This is a genomic window from Pseudomonas sp. GW821-FHT02A08, from assembly GCF_059422045.1.
Map to the genome: position 1 here is coordinate 77106 of NZ_JBWKWD010000002.1, position 15865 is coordinate 92970.

The window sequence follows — 15865 nt, forward strand, 5'->3', positions numbered from 1 at the left end:
CGGGCAAGCCCGCTCCCACAGGTTCTGTGGTGCACACAAGATCTGTGTCACCACAAATCATTGTGGGAGCGGGCTTGCCCGCGATGGCAGCGACTCGAGTTAAAGGCTCACGCCACCAACAGCCGCACCGCTTTTTCCTTCAACACCCCAAGATCAATCACCGGCACATGCATCTCTTTCGCCAGCTCATCCCACTGGCGCATGCGCAAACTCACGGCACACAGCGGATCTTGCGCGAAAGCTTCTGCCTCGGCCTCGGTCATCACCCCACCCTGATACTCCAGGGTCCGGCGACTGGCTTCGCTCAAACGGTCGTAGTACCCAGGTTCCTTCAACGTCAGATAACGCTTGGCCTGCACGTGGTACTCCACCAGCCGCGCCATGCGCTCGCTGAAGCCGGCGCGACGCAGGTAATCGGCACCGAGCCGCTCATGGCTGACCACACCATAGCCGCCCATGTTCTCGGCGCTTTCGGCGCAGATATGTCCGATGTCATGAAAGAACGCTGCCAGAACCACCTCATCGTCGAAGCCTTCGGCCATGGCCAGCTCGGCGGCCTGGGACATATGCTCGATCTGCGACACCGGCTCGCCGATGTAATCGCTGTCGCCAAAACGCTCGTACAGACTGAAGACTTCAGCGACGACTTGTTCGTTGCGCTCCATCAGATTTCCCCCAACACAGCCGCGATGTTTCGTTCAGCCATCGCCGGCCCGACGCTCATGCCGACACCGGTGTGCATCAATGCCACGCCCAGGCCCTTTGCCGGGCGCAGGAACGAGAACGGTCCCGGCCCCCGTGAACCATAGACCCCCTGCCAGCGTTCGACCACTTGTACCTTGCAGCTCAGGGTCTGCTCGGCCAGTTCGATCATCCAGTCGTCGACCTGCTCGGCATTGAAGGGTGACGGATCGCTGCCGTAATGGTGCGAATCACCAATGATCAATTCACCATAGGGCGTCGGGCTGATCAGCAGGTGGATGCCGTTTTCATGCAAGTGCGGCGCGTACTGCAGAATTTCTGCCTGCACCGCCGCGGCTTCCGGCAAGTCGGCGAAGGCGCCGTAGTGCACGCAACTCAAACCGGTGAGCAACGCGTGTTGCAGGTTGAGGTTGAATTGCGGGCGAGCGCGGAACATTTGCAGACGACAGATTTGCGGCTCGAGCTCGGCGATTTGCTCGGCCAGCAATGTCTGATAATCGTGGCCGGAACAGACGATGATCTGCTCGGCACTGAAGCTGCCGGCGGTACTGTACAGGCGACCCGGCTCGATATCGCGCACCAGGGTAGAGAAGTGAAACTGGACGCCCAGGTCGCGGCGCAGGAAGTCGATCAGCGCCGGAATCGCTTCGCGGGAATACAGTTGCTGGTCGTCCATGCCATGCAAGGCCGCGCGGTGATGACGGAACTGACCACCGTACAAATCGCGCAGCGCGGCGCCGCGCAGCAGGTCGACGCGGTAACCGTGTTCGACGGCGCGACCCTCGCAGAAGGCTTCCAACAGTTGTTCTTCCGCCTCGGTGCGGGCGAACAGGTACGAGCCATTGCGCTTGAGTTGCAGGCCGGCGAGCTGCGCCCAATCACCCCAGATTCCGCGACTGGCGCGGGCCAGTTCCAGCATCGGTCCCGGCGGTTGGCCAGTGACCAGGGCCTGGCCGAAGTTGCGTACCGAGGCGCCAACAGGCGATTCGCTGCGCTCGAAAACCGTGACCTTCAGACCGCGTTTGGCGGCGGCATACGCGTGGGACAAACCCAGGATGCCGGCGCCGACGATCAGCATGTCGTTGTGTTGTGTCATCTAGAGGGGTCCTGAATTCGAGGCCGCCTTCGCGGGCAAGCCCGCTCCCACAGTGATTGGTGGTGGACACAGATTTTGTGACCGCCACAGGACCTGTGGGAGCGGGCTTGCTCGCGAAGAGGCCCTTTCAGCCGATAAAGACCTTACTTGGCCGCCACTTTCTCGGACTTGCCGTCATAGCGCTTGCGCCATTCGGTCAGGATCTCGTCGCGGTTCTTCGAAGCCCAGGCGAAGTCGTTCTTGATCAGGCGCTGTTCGTAGTCCGCCGGCAGTTCGGTCTGCGGCTTGGCGATGCCAGGCTGGGCGAGCACGGCGAAGTTTTCCTTATAGAGCTCCATTGCCTCAGGGCTGGCGGAGAAGTCAGCCAGTTTCTTCGCCGCTTCCTCGTGGGCAGTGCCCTTGATCACGGCAGTCGCTTCGATCTCCCAGCCCAGGCCTTCCTTCGGCAGGATGATGTCCAGCGGTGCGCCCTGGCGTTTCAGCTGAACTGCCGGGTACTCGAAGGAAATACCGATCGGGAATTCGCCAGCCGCCGCCAGTTTGCATGGCTTGGAGCCGGAGTGAACGTACTGGCCGATGTTCTGGTGCAGGCCGTCCATGTAGGCCCAGCCCTGCTTCTCACCGAAGGTTTGCAGCCAGGCGCTGACGTCGAGGAAACCGGTACCGGACGATGCCGGGTTCGGCATCACGATCTTGCCTTTGTACTCAGGCTTGGTCAGGTCTTGCCAGCTCACAGGCTTGGTCAGGCCCTGCTTCTCGGCTTCGACGGTGTTGAAGCAGATGGTCGCGGCCCAAACGTCCATGCCGACCCAGGCTGGTGGGTTTGCAGCGTCACGATAGTTGGCGCCGATCTTGCCCAGGTCTTTCGGTGCATAGCTTTGCAGCATGCCTTGCTGATCGAGGATCGCCAGGCTGGAAGCAGCCAGGCCCCACACGGCGTCAGCCTGCGGACGGGCTTTTTCGGCCAGCAGTTTGGCGGTGATGATGCCGGTGGAATCACGCACCCATTTGATTTCGACGTCCGGGTTGGCCTTTTCGAAAGCTTCTTTGTAGGTCTTCAGTTGTTCGGCTTCGAGGGCGGTGTACACCGTCAACTCGGTTTTCGCCGCGAAGGCGTTCAGGCTGAAAGCGGTGAGGACAGCAGCGGCCAGGGCCATAGGCTTGAACATGATCTTTTCCTGTTTTTGAGTTGAGGGGTTGTGCAGATTCAATGACCGGGCGCGGTCTGCCGCCAGGCCTGGGAGCGGCGCAGCAAGCCGCGCGAGGCCCAGGCCAACAGCAAGGACACGCCCGCCGAGGTAATCAGGATCAGGGTCGACATCGCTGCCGCACCGCCGACGTTGCCGGCGTCGTCCATGTTCAGCACCGCCACCGCCGCGAGAATGGTGTCGGGGCTATAGAGAAAGATCGCCGCCGAAACGGTGGTCATGGCCGAGACGAACAGGTAGCGCACGATGTCCAACAGTGCCGGCAGGCAGATCGGCACGGTGACCCGCAGGTAATGGCGGTACAGCGGCGCCTTGAGCGACAGCGCGGCGGCTTCGAACTCGGCGTCGAGCTGACGCAGCGCGGTGGTAGCGGTCATTTGCGCGGTGGTCAAATAGTGCGCAATGGTGCAGACGATCAGCAGGGTCATGGTCCCGTACAGCACATGCAGCGGGTTGCCGGTGAGATTGAAGAAGAAGACGTAACCCAGCCCAAGCACCAGGCCCGGCACTGCCATCGGTACGAAACTGAGCATGCGCAGTGTCAGATTCAGGCCGCGCTGCCCCTTGGTTTTTTCCATCAGGTAGGCGCCGGTGAAAATCAGCAGACTGCCGATCAGCGCGGTGCCCAGGGCCGTCTTCAGGCTGTTGCCGTAGGCCAGCCAGCCACCGCCGGCGGTTTCGTTGAACTGGTAATGGTTGAGCGACAGCGACAGGTTGTACGGCCAGAACTTCACCAGGGACGAGAACACCGCCATGCCGAACACCAGCAACAACGCGGCGCAGATCAACAGGACGATGGCCAGGTAGCAACCGTCGCGCAGCTTCGACGGCGCGGGCTTGAACACTTGGGCGCGACCGCTCATGGAGTCACCGTGGCGTCGACGCAACCAGGCATCGACCCCGAAGCTGAAAAGCGCCGGCAGCAACAGCACCATGCCGATCAACGCCCCGCGACCAAACTGCTGCTGGCCGACCACCGCCTTGTAGGCCTCCAGCGCCAGTACTTGATAGTCGCCACCGACCACCACGGGCACGCCGAAATCGGTAATGGTCAGGGTAAACACCAGGCAGAACGCGGCGAACACGGCCTGACGGGTCGCCGGCCAGGTGATGCTGCGGAATGCTTTGGCCGGGCTGGCGCCCATGCTGGAGGCGGCATCGAACAGTCGCGCATCGGCCAGGGACAGGGCCGACAGTAGAATCATCAAGGCGTGTGGGAAGGTGTAGATGACTTCACCAAGCACAATGCCCCAGAAGCCATAGATATTGTCCGAGAGCAGGCCGCGCAGCATGCCCTGGTTTCCGAACAGATAAACCAGCGCTATGCCGGGCAGCATTGATGGCGCCATCAATGGCAGCAGCGAAATACCGCGCCAGATGCCTTTGGCGGGAATCAACGTGCGTTGCAGGGCGTAGGCAAACAGGTAGGCCAGCGGTACGACAATGGCCGCGACGCTGAGGGAAACCTTCAGGCTGTTACCGAGCAACCAGTGAAAGTTCTCGCTGGTCACCAGCTCTTTCGCTGCGACCCAGCCACCGCCCTGCCCGGCCTCGGCGCTGAAACCGCGCCAGAAGATCGCCAGCAACGGCATCAATACGGCAACGCCCAACAACACCAGCATGAGGACTTTGCCGCCGACCACGAACAACCGGTCGCCGATTTCGGCGCGGGTAGTCTGCCGAACCTGCTTGTGCGGCAGCGGCAGCGCGATGTTCGCGCTCATCAGGCAAACACCTGCAGGCTGCGCGGCGGCAAGGCGACCATGATCTGCCGGGCGCCAAGGCGCGGCATGGCTTCCGGTGCCAGTTCCGCCAACAACGCATGACCCGGCAGTTGGTCGAGTTCAAAACTCATGCGGCAGCGGTTGCCGAGGAAAGTGATTTCACGAACCTTGGCCGGGAACAGGTTTTCCTCGTGCACCAGCGGGTTGACGTTGATCGCTTCAGGACGGCAGAACAAACGGCCCGACGCGGTCTTGGCGCTGCCTTCGGCCAGACGCATGTTCATCCCGCCGACCTGGGCGTGGCTGTCGCTGCTGCGCTGGAACGGCAACCAGTTACCCTGGCCGACGAACTCCGCCACGAATGGCGTAGCCGGGCGGTTGTAGATTTCCTGCGGCGTGGCGTACTGCTCGACCTTGCCGTTGTTCATCACGGCGATGCGGTCGGCCATCAGCATGGCCTCGTCCTGATTGTGGGTGACCATCAGGGTGGTGATGCCGAGGTTGCGTTGCAGTTGGCGCAGTTCGGTGCACAGATGCTCGCGCACCCGGGCATCGAGGGCCGACATCGGTTCGTCCAGCAGCAACAGCGAAGGTGCCGGAGCCAGGGCGCGAGCCAGTGCAACCCGCTGTTGCTGGCCACCGGACAACTGGCCGGGGTACTTTTTCTCGCTGCCGCTCAGGCCGACCAGTTCCAGCATCTGGCCAACACGACGGCGCACTTCGTCACGACCGCTGCTGGCGAGGCCGTAGGCAATGTTCGCTTCGACGGTGAGATTGGGGAACAAGGCGTAGGACTGGAACAGAATGCCGTAGTCCCGCGCCTGGGGCGCCAGGTGGGAAACGTCACGATCGCCCAGGTACAACTCGCCGCTGTCCTGCTTCTCCAGACCGGCAATGCAGCGCAGCAGGGTGGTCTTGCCACAGCCCGACGGGCCCAGCAGGCACACCAGCTCACCGGCCGCCACGTCGAGGGAAACGTTGTCCAGCGCCGTGAATGCGCCGAAGCGTTTCTGTACACCGCGCACCTTCATCGGTGCGCCGGGGTTGGTCAGGGCAGTTGCAATCGGGTTGTTCATGGACGGACCTCATCTAGCAGATGGGGCCATCCTAGGGTTGTAATGAGTCCGTCATGTGGCAGTAAGGCAAAAACTGCCGATAGTGGTATTCGGGATTTTTGGTTAAGCCTTCAAGCCCTGTGTTGTTTGATCTGGCGCCTTCGCGAGCAAGCCCGCTCCCACAGTGGGTTTGAGGTGAAACACAAATTGTGTGAACACCCAAAATCCCTGTGGGAGCGGGCTAGCTCGCGAAGAGGCCAGGACAGGCACTACAAATCTCAGGCCGGAGCCATTTCCTGCGCCAACCCCAGAAACGCCGCCGGCAGCCGCGCGTTTTTGCGCTCCTTGAGGCAATACAGGTATTCAGGAATCTGTGGCGCATTCTCGATGGTCAGCACCCGCAGTTGCGGATCATGGGGCACTTCCTGCCGGGCAATGATGCTGATACCGATGTTGCGCAGCACCGCTTCGCGAATCGATTCGCGGCTGCCGATCTCCAGCAACGGGCCGAAACACACGCCTGCGCTGGTCAGCAGCTCCTCGGTCAGGCGGCGGGTGGTCGAACCCGGTTCGCGCATCAGCAGGGTGTGCCCGGCCAAGGCGCCGAGCGGCACGTGATCGTTAACCGCCAGCGGATGATTGCGATGCACCGCAAGCACCAGCGGATCGCTGCCGAGCACCCGGCGAACCAGTCGCGTGTCTTCGAGCAACTGCGACGACGCCGCGACATCGACCCGGTAATCCTCCAGCGCTTCGAGCACTTGCTGGGAGTTGCCGATTTCCACTGAAACCTCAACCTGTGGCAGGCGCTCGCGGAAGGTTTTCACCAGGTCGAGGATGTAATACGGCGCTGTGGCGGCTATGCGCAACGTGCCCTGGACCTGACCGCAGTTACGCAGGAAAAACTCGATGTCGGCTTCCTGCTGCATCAGCACCTTGACCATCGGCAGCAACCGCGCGCCCTCTTCGCTGACGCTCAGACGCCGGCCACCACGGTAGAACAGTTCGACCGAGTACTGGCTTTCGAGGTTGCGGATCTGCGTCGTCACCGTCGGCTGGCTCAGGCCGAGCTTTTTGGCTGCCTGGGTAATGCTGCCCAGGCGGGCCACCATGTAAAACGCCTTCAGCTCGGCACTCAGCACAACTGTCCCTCATCCTTTATTTGCGCAGCAGGCGCAAACCATTGAACACCACCAGCAGACTCACGCCCATATCGGCGAATACCGCCATCCACATGGTAGCGACCCCGGCGAAGGTTACCCCAAGAAAGATCGCCTTGATGACCAAAGCCAGGGCGATGTTCTGTTTGAGGATGCTCGATGTCTGCCGAGACAGGCGAATGAATGCCGGGATCTTGCGCAGATCGTCGTCCATCAGGGCGACATCGGCGGTTTCGATCGCGGTATCGGTGCCCGCGGCGGCCATGGCGAAACCGATCTCGGAACGCGCCAGCGCCGGGGCGTCGTTGATGCCATCGCCGACCATGCCGACCCGATGCCCCTGGGCATAAAGAGCCTCGACAGCCTGCAATTTGTCCCCCGGCAACAGGTCGCCCTTGGCCTCGTCCATGCCGACTTGCGCGGCAATGGCCTGCGCGGTGTGGACGTTATCACCAGTGAGCATCAGGGTCTTGATGCCCAGGTCATGCAACTGCCGGATAGCCTCGCGGCTCGATTCCTTTACCGTGTCCGCCACGGCAAACAGCGCCAACGGACCGGACGAATCAAGCAGCAGCACCACCGACTTGCCCTGCTTTTCCAGGGCAAACAGCTTTTCTTCCAGCGCTGGCGAACACAGGCCCAGATCCTCCACCAGTCGATGGTTGCCCAGATGGTAGAGCTGGCCGTTGATCTCGCCGCGCACCCCGCGCCCGCCCAGCGCCTCGAAGTTATCCACACTCGGCGTCGCGGTCTGGTTATCCACAGCCGCTTTGGCGATTGCCAGGGAAACCGGGTGATCCGAGCGCCCGGCCAGCGCGGCGGCAATGGCGGGCGCCGAGTCGTCGGCGGTCGGGTCCAGCGACAGGTAATCGGTCTGCACCGGTTTGCCGTGGGTGATGGTGCCGGTCTTGTCCAGGGCCAGGTAGTCGAGCTTGTAACCGCCCTCCAGATAGACGCCGCCCTTGACCAGGATACCTTTTCGCGCCGCCGCCGCGAGGCCGCTGACGATGGTCACCGGTGTGGAAATCACCAGCGCACACGGGCAGGCCACCACCAGCAGCACCAGCGCCCGGTAGATCCAGTCGAACCACAACTCGCCCATGAACAATGGCGGGATCACCGCCACGGCCAGGGCCAGGACGAATACCGCCGGGGTATAGATTTTCGAGAAACTGTCGACGAAACGCTGGGTCGGCGCCCGCGCGCCCTGGGCCTGCTCGACGGCGTGGATGATGCGGGCCAGGGTCGAGTTATCCGCTGCGGCGGTCACTGCGTACTCCAGGGACCCGGCCTGATTGATTGTCCCGGCGAACACTTTGTCGCCGACAGTCTTTTCCACCGGCAGGCTTTCACCGGTGATAGGCGCCTGGTCGATGGTTGAGCGACCGGATAGCACTTCACCGTCCAGGCCGATCCGCTCGCCGGGGCGCACCCGTACCCGCGCGCCGAGCCCGATGCTTTTGACATCCTGCTCAAGCCAGCTCCCGTCAGCCTGCAACACCGTTGCCGTGTCCGGGGTCATCTGCATCAAGCCGCTGATGGCATTGCGCGCGCGGTCAAGGGACCTGGCTTCGATCAACTCGGCCACGGTGAACAGGAACATCACCATCGCCGCTTCCGGCCACTGGCCGATCACCACCGCGCCGGTCACTGCGATGCTCATCAGGGCGTTGATGTTCAGATTGCGGTTTTTAAGGGCGATCCAGCCTTTTTTGTAAGTGCCGAGGCCACCACTGAGGATCGAGACCAGTGCAATAACCGCCACCACCCAGTTCGGCGCGAAACCGGTGAAGTGGATAACTTCTGCCAGCAATGCACCAACACCGGACAGTGCCAAAGGCCACCACGGCTTTTTCCGGGGCGCCGGTGTCGGGGTTTCAGCTCCCTGATCCATCGGCTCAGCCTGCATGCCCAAGGACTTGATGGCCTCGACGATCGGCTCGATACCGGGCAAATCGTGGGTCACGCCGAGCACCCGATTAATCAGATTGAACTCCAGCTGCTGCACTCCGGTCAGTTTACTTAGCTTGTTCTGAATAAGTGCCTGCTCGGTCGGGCAGTCCATTGCCTCGATACGGAAATTACTCAGCCGGGCGCCAATCGTCGGCGAATCGCTCAGTTTTACCCGTGCAGGCGCTGCCGCTTTAGATGAGCAGCAAGCGTCGCCGTGACCGCCATGGTCATGTTTTTGCACGGGTTTGAGCTTGTGGCTGTGCTCGTGTTCAGCCGCGGGTTTGTGAGAATGCAGGGAATCGCTCATTGGTTGCGTCCATAGGAGTGCCTGTTGCCAAGTAAAGACCCTGTAGCCACTATAGGGTCAAGCACCCTTTCTGGAGTTTTGGAGATTGGCGTCATGAAAATTGGAGAGTTGGCGAAACTCACGGACTGCGCCGTGGAAACGATCCGCTACTACGAGCGCGAGAACCTTCTGCCGGAACCGGCCCGTAGTGACGGCAATTATCGCGTCTACACCCAGGCCCACGCCGAGCGCCTGACCTTCATCCGCAACTGTCGCACCCTGGACATGACCCTCGAGGAAATCCGCAGCCTGCTGGCGTTTCGCGACAGTCCGCAGGATCAGTGCGAAAGCGTTAATGCGCTGATCGACGAGCACATCCACCATGTGAAGGCGCGGATCGACGGCTTGCTGGCCTTGCAGACGCAACTGCTCGACCTGCGCCAACGCTGCGGCGAGGGGCCGGGTATCGATCAATGCGGGATTTTGCAGCGGCTGGAAGTGAGTGGCGGGGTGGTGGCGACGGAAGTGGAGCATTCACATGTGGGCCGTAGTCACGGCCACTAAGAACACCGCAAAACCAAATGTGGGAGCGGGCTTGCTCGCGAATACGGTTGTTCATTCAACATTGATGTCGACTGATCCACCGCTTTCGCGAGCAAGCCCGCTCCCACATGGGTTCGGTGTCGTGCTTCAGACCGCCATCGGCGCGGTCATCGGCGCGTGGTGTTCGTAGCCTTCCAGCGAGAAATCGCCCGGCTCCACCAGCTCCAGCCATTCCGGCTGATACTCACCAGTCTTGGCAAACTCCGGCACTCGGTCGGATATCACCAGTTTCGGCATCGGGAACGGCTCGCGCTTGAGCTGTTCGTTGAGCATGTCCAGGTGGTTTTCGTAGACGTGGGCATCACCGATGAAATAGGTGAACCAGCGCGGCGTGTAGCCGGTCAGGCGACCGATCAGGCTCAGCAGCGCAGCACCTTCGGTGAGGTTGAACGGCGTGCCCAGGCCCAGATCGTTGGAGCGGATGTAGAGGGTCAGGGAAATCTCCCTGGTCTCGACATTCGGGTGGAACTGATACAGCAGGTGGCACGGCGGCAGGGCCATTTCATCGAGCTGGGCGCAGTTCCAGCCGTGGAACAGGATGCGACGGCTGCCCGGGTCCTTGATGATGGTGTCGACGCACTGGCGAACCTGGTCGATGGCCTTGTACAGCACCACGTAGGCCTGGCCGCCCTCCTCGCCTTCGGCGATCTGGCGGTAGCCTTGCTTCAGGGTCTGCTCGATGGCAGCCGGGTTGCTGACCGGGATCTGCTTGTACGCCGGCCATTTGCGCCATTGCACGCCGTAGATTTCGCCGAGGTCGTCTTCGCCCTGACGGAACGGGTTGGCCAGCCACTGGGCATTTTCGTTGGCGTTCTGGTCCCAGACCTTGCAGCCCAGGGCACGGAATTCGGCAGCGTTGTTCACGCCCCGCAGGAACCCACACATTTCGCCGATGGCCGATTTGAACGCCATCTTGCGCGTGGTGATCGCCGGGAAACCTTCCTGCAGGTCATAACGCAGCATCGCGCCGGGAAAACTGATGGTGTTCACGCCGGTACGGTTGGCCTGCTTGGTGCCGTTCTTGATGACGTGGGCGACCAGTTCGAGATATTGCTTCATGAGTTACCTGTGTCCTTGAACCCGCAACCATGGCTGCGGGGTTCGAATTTTATACGGCTGCCGCTGGAGTTGCCGGGGCGCGGTGATACGCCAGCCAGATCAGGACCAGGCCGCCGACGATCATCGGCAGGCACAGCACCTGGCCCATGGTCAGCCAGTTCCAGGCCAGATAGCCCAGTTGCGCGTCCGGTACCCGGACGAACTCGACGATGAAACGGAAGATGCCATAGAACAGCGCGAACATCCCCGATACCGCCATGGTCGGCCGCGGCTTGCGCGAGAACAGCCAGAGGATCAGGAACAACGCCACGCCTTCGAGGGCGAACTGGTACAGCTGCGACGGATGACGCGCCAGTTGCGCCGGATCGGTCGGAAAGACCATCGCCCACGGCACATCGGTTGCCTTGCCCCACAACTCGGCGTTGATGAAGTTGCCGATACGCCCGGCGCCCAGGCCAATCGGCACCATCGGCGCAACGAAATCCATCAGCTGGAAGAACGACTTGTTGTTCTTCTTGCCGAACCACAACGCCGCCAGCATCACGCCGATGAAACCGCCGTGGAACGACATGCCGCCCTTCCACACTTCGAAAATCAGCGTCGGGTTGGCCAGGTAAGCGCTCAGGTCGTAGAACAGCACATAACCCAGACGTCCGCCGACGATTACCCCCATCGACATCCAGAACACCATGTCGGAGAGCTTTTCCTTGGTCCAGGTCGGGTCGAAGCGGTTCAACCGGCGGGAGGCCAGCAGCCAGGCGCCGCCGATGCCGATCAGGTACATCAGGCCGTACCAGTGGATTTTCAGCGGACCGATGGCCAGGGCCACCGGGTCGATCTGCGGGTAAGGCAGCATTGCGACTCCTCGTTAGAGTTCAAATCTTAAAAATTCCCGGGCGACGCTGCCACCTCAGGATTAAGCCAGGATTGCGCTGTGCGTCAGAGCAGATGCTTCAGACTAGAAAGTTCAGACCGACGCAGAACAGCAAAGCGGCAAACAGCCTTTTCAGCAACTTCGGCGACAACCTGTGGGCCAGTCGCGCACCCAAACGGGCGAACACCATGCTGGTCAGGGCAATGCCCAGCAACGCCGGCAAATAAATGAAACCGAGACTATGGGCCGGGAGCAACGGATCGTGCCAGCCCAGAATCATGAAACTTAATGCACTGGCCAGGGCTATCGGCAGACCGCAGGCCGATGAAGTGGCCACGGCTTGCTGCATCGGCACACTGCGCCAGGTCAGGAACGGCACGGTCAACGAACCGCCGCCAATGCCGAAAATCGCCGAAGCCCAGCCAATCATACTGCCGGCCACGGTCAGACCGAGTTTGCCCGGCACGGTTCGACTGGCCTTGGGTTTGACCTCCAGCGCCAGCTGAGTGGCAATCACCAGGGCGAATACACCAATGAGCTTCTGCAGGTTGGGGCCGGAAATCGCTTCGGCCGTCAGCGCGCCGAACCCGGCACCGACCAGAATGCCGACGGTCATCCATAGAAAGATCGACCAACGCACGGCGCCACGACGGTGATGCTCTCGTACCGCGTTGACCGAGGTAAAGATGATCGTCGCCAGGGAGGTACCCACTGCCAGGTGCGTGAGGATCGACGGATCGAACCCTTGGGCCTTGAAGCTGAACACCAGCACCGGGACGATGATGATCCCGCCGCCCACGCCAAACAGCCCGGCGAGTACACCTGCACAGGCGCCGAGCGCCAGATAGAGCAGAAATTCCATAGTCGTCCCGCCCGCATCCCCAAAACCGGAGCGGCATGGTAACGGATGCATAGCCTCAAGCTCCACTGCGCAAGGCGATGGATCGATGAGCGATGTCTGCGTAGAGTGAGCAAAAAACACACAAGGACAGCCTGATGTGCCTGATTGTTTTTGCCTGGCGACCGGGTCATGCCCAGCCGCTGGTCGTGGCGGCCAACCGCGATGAATTCTACGCCCGCCCCAGCCTGCCGCTGGCGCCATGGCCCGAAGCGCCGCACGTGCATGCGGGGCGCGACCTGGAGGCCGGTGGAACCTGGCTCGGTGTCGGCGCCAACGGACGATTTGCGGCGCTGACCAACATCCGCGATCCCCATCGACCGCCAGGGCACAAGTCTCGTGGGGAACTGGTCGCGCGATTTCTCACCGGGGAAATGCCAATTGACGACTATTTGGCCGATGTTGTCGCCCATTCGCTGGAGTACGGTGGCTTTAACCTGCTGGTCGGCAATACCAATGAGCTCTGGCACTTCAATGCCCGGCAGACGCAAGCCGTGATGCTGCAACCGGGCGTCTACGGCGTGTCGAACGCCGGGCTGGATACGCCTTGGCCGAAGCTGCTCAAGGCCAAGGCTGCCTTGAGCGAGGTGCTGGATGATCCGCAGCCTCAAGCATTGCTGGCCTTGCTCAGTGATTCGCAGCCAGCGCCGGTTGCCGAGTTGCCGGATACGGGGGTCGGCTTGGCCACCGAGACACTGCTATCGAGTGTGTTTATCGCCAGTCAGAGTTATGGGACGCGGGCGAGCACGGCGTTGATCGTGCAGGCGGATGGGACGCGGCATCTGGTCGAACGCAGTTTCGGGCCGTTTGGCGGGCATCTTGGGGAGGTGGAGATCAGGCTTTAGGGATGTGTTGTCTGACCTGCCGTCTTCGCGAGCAAGCCCGCTCCCACACTGGATTTGCGTCGTTCACAAATCCAGTGTGGGAGCGGGCTTGCTCGCGAAGAGGCCGCTACAGGCTCAGAGGGGCTTGATTGCTGCCGGATTGATCATCCGCGCCAACCCGAGGTTCTTCAGCGCCAGCTGCAACGAGCTGTGAATCACTTGCGGGTTGTCGATGGTCATCAGCTCAGCCAGCAATTCCCTGGCCTTGCTCAGGTTGATCTGGCGCAGCATCCACTTCACTTTCGGCAGGTTGGTGGCGTTCATCGACAAACTGTCGAAACCCATCGCCATCAACAGCACCGCCGCCGCCGGATCACCGGCCATTTCACCGCAGATGCTCACCGGCTTGCCTTCGGCATGGGCGTCGCGCACCACGTTTTGCAGGGCTTGCAGCACCGCCGGGTGCAGGTAGTCGTAGAGGTCGGCGACCCGCGGGTTGTTGCGGTCCACGGCCAGCAGGTACTGGGTCAGGTCGTTGGAACCGACCGACAGGAAGTCCACTTGCCGCGCCAGCTCCTTGGTCTGGTACACCGCCGCCGGAATCTCGATCATCACGCCAATCGGCGGCATTGGTACGTCGCAGCCCTCGTCACGCACTTCGCCCCAGGCACGGTGGATCAGGTGCAGGGCTTCCTCCAGTTCGTGGGTGCCGGAAATCATCGGCAGCAGGATGCGCAGGTTGTTCAAGCCTTCACTGGCCTTGAGCATGGCGCGGGTCTGAACCAGGAAGATTTCCGGGTGGTCGAGGGTGACGCGAATGCCGCGCCAGCCGAGGAACGGATTGTCTTCCTTGATCGGGAAGTACGACAGCGATTTGTCGCCGCCGATGTCCAGGGTTCGCATGGTCACCGGTTGCGGGTGGAACGCCGCCAGTTGTTCGCGGTAGATCGCCAGTTGTTCCTTTTCGCTCGGGAAACGCTGGTTGATCATGAACGGCACTTCGGTGCGGTACAGGCCCACGCCTTCGGCACCGCGCTTCTGCGCGCGTGCCACATCCGCCAGCAGGCCGGTGTTGACCCACAGCGGCATGCGGTGGCCATCGACCGTCACGCACGGCAGATCGCGCAGCGCATCCAGCCCCAGGGCCAGTTGTTTCTCTTCCTCGACCACCTCGGCGAACTGCTTGCGCAGCACTTCACTCGGGTTGGTGTAGACCTCGCCGTGGTAGCCGTCGACGATCATCTGGATGCCGTCGACCTTGGAGTACGGCAGGTCGACCAGGCCCATCACGGTCGGGATGCCCATGGCGCGGGCGAGGATGGCGACGTGGGAGTTACCGGAACCGAGTACCGACACCAGGCCGGCCAGCTTGCCTTCCGGCACCTCGCCGAGCATCGCCGGCGTCAGTTCTTCGCTGACCAGAATGGTGTTGTCGGGGTAGACCAGGGTTTGCTGGCGCTCTTCCTGCAAGTAAGCCAGCAAGCGACGGCCGAGATCCTTGACGTCCGAGGCACGCTCGCGCAGGTAGGCGTCGTCCATCAATTCGAAACGGTTGACGTGATCGGTGACCACTTGGCGCAACGCGCCCTGGGCCCACTGACCGGTCTTGATCACCGTGGTGACTTCGCTGCCCAGCGCGGCATCGTCGAGCATCATCAGGTAGACGTCGAACAAGGCGCGCTCTTCCGGGCGCAACTGCGTGGCAAGCTTGGCGGACAGCGCGCGCATGTCAGCGCGTACGCCTTCGATGGCGGTCTTGAACAGCTTGAGCTCGGCCTCGATGTCGCTGATGGCCTTGTCCGGCACCACATCCAGATCGGCCGGTGGCAGCATGACCACCGCCGTACCGACCGCCGCACCCGGCGAACCCGGCACGCCGACGAACTTGGCTTCCTGGATGCCTTTGCCCTGACGACCGAGGCCACGGATCGAACCGGTGGCTTCGGCGTGGGCGATAACGCCGGCGAGCTGCGCGCTCATGGTCACGAGGAAGGCTTCTTCGCCCTCGTCGAACTGGCGGCGCTCCTTTTGCTGGATAACCAACACGCCGACGACGCGGCGGTGGTGAATGATCGGCGCACCGAGGAACGAGGCGAAGCGCTCTTCACCGGTTTCGGCGAAGTAGCGGTAGCGCGGGTGGTCCGCGGCGTTTTCGAGGTTCAGGGGTTCTTCGCGCGTGCCGACCAGACCCACCAGACCTTCGTTGGGCGCCATGCTGACCTTGCCGATCGAGCGCTTGTTCAAGCCCTCGGTGGCCATCAGCACGAACCGGTTGGTCTCCGGATCAAGCAGGTAGACCGAGCAGACCTGGCTGCCCATGGCCTCTTTGACGCGCAACACAATAATCCCCAACGCCGCCTTGAGATCCTTGGCGGAGTTAACTTCCTGGACGATCTTGCGCAGCGTATTGAGCATGGCTCGGG

Annotated in this window: 13 protein-coding genes; 2 read left to right on the top strand and 11 right to left on the bottom strand. The window is 61.9% G+C overall.

Features of this window, described 5'->3' with window-relative positions:
• Nucleotides 1-107 precede the first annotated feature (107 nt).
• From AC07W4_RS02225 to AC07W4_RS02255, 7 genes are all read right to left on the bottom strand, one after another.
• Nucleotides 108-665 (bottom strand): phosphonate degradation HD-domain oxygenase, encoded by a 558-nt coding sequence (locus AC07W4_RS02225; protein ID WP_495031349.1) that lies wholly within the window; start codon nucleotides 663-665, stop codon nucleotides 108-110.
• The gene (locus tag AC07W4_RS02230) at nucleotides 665-1798 is read right to left on the bottom strand and encodes a TIGR03364 family FAD-dependent oxidoreductase (RefSeq protein ID WP_495031350.1); all 1134 of its coding nucleotides are present in this window, start codon (nucleotides 1796-1798) and stop codon (nucleotides 665-667) included. Before AC07W4_RS02230 ends, AC07W4_RS02225 begins: the two co-directional genes overlap by 1 nt.
• Nucleotides 1799-1941: 143 nt before the next feature.
• Nucleotides 1942-2967 (bottom strand): putative 2-aminoethylphosphonate ABC transporter substrate-binding protein, encoded by a 1026-nt coding sequence (locus tag AC07W4_RS02235; RefSeq protein WP_015097240.1) that lies wholly within the window; start codon nucleotides 2965-2967, stop codon nucleotides 1942-1944.
• A gap of 38 nt (nucleotides 2968-3005) precedes the next feature.
• Nucleotides 3006-4730, bottom strand: a complete 1725-nt coding sequence (locus tag AC07W4_RS02240; RefSeq protein ID WP_495031351.1) for a putative 2-aminoethylphosphonate ABC transporter permease subunit — start codon at nucleotides 4728-4730, stop codon at nucleotides 3006-3008.
• Entirely contained in the window at nucleotides 4730-5806 is a 1077-nt protein-coding gene (locus tag AC07W4_RS02245; RefSeq protein ID WP_495031352.1) for a putative 2-aminoethylphosphonate ABC transporter ATP-binding protein, read from the bottom strand. Before AC07W4_RS02245 ends, AC07W4_RS02240 begins: the two co-directional genes overlap by 1 nt.
• A gap of 257 nt (nucleotides 5807-6063) precedes the next feature.
• Nucleotides 6064-6927, bottom strand: coding sequence for a LysR family transcriptional regulator (locus AC07W4_RS02250; RefSeq protein ID WP_495031353.1), 864 nt, complete (start codon nucleotides 6925-6927; stop codon nucleotides 6064-6066).
• Nucleotides 6928-6943: 16 nt separating this feature from the next.
• Nucleotides 6944-9205, bottom strand: coding sequence for a heavy metal translocating P-type ATPase (locus AC07W4_RS02255; protein WP_495031354.1), 2262 nt, complete (start codon nucleotides 9203-9205; stop codon nucleotides 6944-6946).
• A gap of 93 nt (nucleotides 9206-9298) precedes the next feature.
• On the opposite strand from AC07W4_RS02255, the gene cadR reads away from it, so the two are divergent.
• On the top strand, nucleotides 9299-9748 hold the full coding sequence (gene cadR / locus AC07W4_RS02260) for a Cd(II)/Pb(II)-responsive transcriptional regulator (protein WP_008048280.1): 450 nt from the start codon (nucleotides 9299-9301) through the stop codon (nucleotides 9746-9748).
• A 126-nt stretch (nucleotides 9749-9874) separates the two neighbouring features.
• Here cadR and AC07W4_RS02265 read toward each other — a convergent pair whose 3' ends face one another.
• The 3 genes from AC07W4_RS02265 to AC07W4_RS02275 all read right to left on the bottom strand — a co-directional run bounded on the left by AC07W4_RS02265 (nucleotide 9875) and on the right by AC07W4_RS02275 (nucleotide 12582).
• Nucleotides 9875-10846 (bottom strand): thymidylate synthase, encoded by a 972-nt coding sequence (locus tag AC07W4_RS02265; protein WP_008048279.1) that lies wholly within the window; start codon nucleotides 10844-10846, stop codon nucleotides 9875-9877.
• A gap of 49 nt (nucleotides 10847-10895) precedes the next feature.
• Entirely contained in the window at nucleotides 10896-11702 is an 807-nt protein-coding gene (lgt, locus tag AC07W4_RS02270; protein ID WP_015097247.1) for a prolipoprotein diacylglyceryl transferase, read from the bottom strand.
• Nucleotides 11703-11799: 97 nt separating this feature from the next.
• The gene (locus AC07W4_RS02275) at nucleotides 11800-12582 is read right to left on the bottom strand and encodes a sulfite exporter TauE/SafE family protein (protein ID WP_495031355.1); all 783 of its coding nucleotides are present in this window, start codon (nucleotides 12580-12582) and stop codon (nucleotides 11800-11802) included.
• Nucleotides 12583-12716: 134 nt separating this feature from the next.
• On the opposite strand from AC07W4_RS02275, the gene AC07W4_RS02280 reads away from it, so the two are divergent.
• Complete coding sequence (locus AC07W4_RS02280) at nucleotides 12717-13463, top strand: NRDE family protein (RefSeq protein WP_495031356.1); 747 nt, start codon at nucleotides 12717-12719, stop codon at nucleotides 13461-13463.
• Nucleotides 13464-13577: 114 nt separating this feature from the next.
• Here the strand turns inward: AC07W4_RS02280 and ptsP are convergent, their stop codons facing one another.
• Complete coding sequence (ptsP, locus tag AC07W4_RS02285) at nucleotides 13578-15857, bottom strand: phosphoenolpyruvate--protein phosphotransferase (protein WP_495031357.1); 2280 nt, start codon at nucleotides 15855-15857, stop codon at nucleotides 13578-13580.
• Nucleotides 15858-15865: the final 8 nt, after the last annotated feature.

Excerpts from the sequence above, each read along its gene's own strand:
- AC07W4_RS02280 (WP_495031356.1), top strand. The coding sequence starts at position 12,717 with ATGTGCCTGATTGTTTTTGCCTGGCGACCGGGTCATGCCCAGCCGCTG.
- AC07W4_RS02245 (WP_495031352.1), bottom strand. The coding sequence starts at position 5,806 with ATGAACAACCCGATTGCAACTGCCCTGACCAACCCCGGCGCACCGATG.
- AC07W4_RS02255 (WP_495031354.1), bottom strand. The coding sequence starts at position 9,205 with ATGAGCGATTCCCTGCATTCTCACAAACCCGCGGCTGAACACGAGCAC.
- AC07W4_RS02265 (WP_008048279.1), bottom strand. The coding sequence starts at position 10,846 with ATGAAGCAATATCTCGAACTGGTCGCCCACGTCATCAAGAACGGCACC.
- AC07W4_RS02275 (WP_495031355.1), bottom strand. The coding sequence starts at position 12,582 with ATGGAATTTCTGCTCTATCTGGCGCTCGGCGCCTGTGCAGGTGTACTC.
- cadR (WP_008048280.1), top strand. The coding sequence starts at position 9,299 with ATGAAAATTGGAGAGTTGGCGAAACTCACGGACTGCGCCGTGGAAACG.
- AC07W4_RS02225 (WP_495031349.1), bottom strand. The coding sequence starts at position 665 with ATGGAGCGCAACGAACAAGTCGTCGCTGAAGTCTTCAGTCTGTACGAG.
- AC07W4_RS02240 (WP_495031351.1), bottom strand. The coding sequence starts at position 4,730 with ATGAGCGCGAACATCGCGCTGCCGCTGCCGCACAAGCAGGTTCGGCAG.
- lgt (WP_015097247.1), bottom strand. The coding sequence starts at position 11,702 with ATGCTGCCTTACCCGCAGATCGACCCGGTGGCCCTGGCCATCGGTCCG.
- ptsP (WP_495031357.1), bottom strand. The coding sequence starts at position 15,857 with ATGCTCAATACGCTGCGCAAGATCGTCCAGGAAGTTAACTCCGCCAAG.
- AC07W4_RS02230 (WP_495031350.1), bottom strand. The coding sequence starts at position 1,798 with ATGACACAACACAACGACATGCTGATCGTCGGCGCCGGCATCCTGGGT.
- AC07W4_RS02235 (WP_015097240.1), bottom strand. The coding sequence starts at position 2,967 with ATGTTCAAGCCTATGGCCCTGGCCGCTGCTGTCCTCACCGCTTTCAGC.